We start from the raw sequence: 1,145 nt of genomic DNA, 5'->3' as shown, positions 1-1,145 counted from the left end.
TCCCTTCTCGACGGCATTTTGGATCCCTCGGCGCTTCGGCGCGTGCCGGAGGCTGATCTGCAGGCCGTGGCGGACGCGGTGCGGGCGGAGATGATCGACGCGGTCTCGGTCACCGGGGGCCATCTCGGCTCGGGGCTGGGCGTGGTCGAGCTCACGGTCGCGCTGCACCACGTCTTCGACACGCCCGACGACCGCATCGTCTGGGACGTCGGCCACCAGTGCTACCCCCACAAGATCCTGACCGGACGCCGCGACCGCATCCGCACCCTGCGCCAGGGCGGCGGGCTCTCCGGCTTCACCAAGCGCAGCGAGAGCGTCTACGACCCCTTCGGCGCGGCTCATTCCTCCACCTCGATCTCGGCCGCGCTCGGCATGGCGGTCGGGCGCGACCTCGACGCCGCCGCCGCCAAGGCCGCCCAGACGAGCCTCAAGCGCCGCAACGTGGTCGCGGTGATCGGCGACGGCTCGATGTCGGCCGGCATGGCCTACGAGGCCATGAACAATGCCGGTGCCATGCACTCGCGCCTGATCGTGGTCCTGAACGACAACGACATGTCGATCGCGCCGCCCGTGGGCGCCATGTCGGCCTACCTCGCCCGGCTGGCCTCGGGCGGCACCTACCGCTCCTTGCGCGAGACCGCCAAGCAGCTCGGCAAGCTCCTGCCGAAGGCCCTCTACCAGCGCGCGGCCCGCGCCGAGGAATACGCCCGCAGCCTGCTCGTCGGCTCGGGCACGATGTTCGAGGAGCTCGGCTTCTACTACGTGGGCCCGGTCGACGGGCACAATCTCGACCACCTGCTGCCGGTGCTCAAGAACGTGCGCGACAGCGAGCAGGGCCCGATCCTGCTGCATGTCGTGACCCAGAAGGGCAAGGGCTACGCGCCGGCGGAGGCCTCGGCCGACCGCTACCACGGGGTGGTCAAGTTCGACGTGGTGTCGGGCATCCAGGCCAAGGCCAAGCCGAACGCGCCGGCCTACACGCGGGTGTTCGGCGAGAGCCTGGTGAAGGCGGCCGATGCCGACCCGAAGGTGGTGGCGATCACCGCGGCGATGCCGGGGGGCACGGGGCTGGACATCTTCGGCAAGGCGCATCCGGACAAGACCTTCGACGTCGGCATCGCCGAGCAGCACGCGGTGACGTTTGC

At 70.3% G+C, this 1,145-nt stretch carries 1 protein-coding gene; it reads left to right on the top strand.

Annotated elements, in window-relative coordinates; all coding sequences use genetic code 11:
• Positions 1–15 precede the first annotated feature (15 nt).
• Positions 16–1,145 (top strand): 1-deoxy-D-xylulose-5-phosphate synthase (dxs, locus tag J2X36_RS26765; protein WP_405029871.1); only part of this gene is annotated, 1,130 nt, incomplete at its 3' end.

The organism is Methylobacterium sp. BE186 (assembly GCF_031457035.1).
Lineage (GTDB): Bacteria > Pseudomonadota > Alphaproteobacteria > Rhizobiales > Beijerinckiaceae > Methylobacterium > Methylobacterium segetis.
This window is presented reverse-complemented; position numbering and strand designations above follow the sequence as displayed.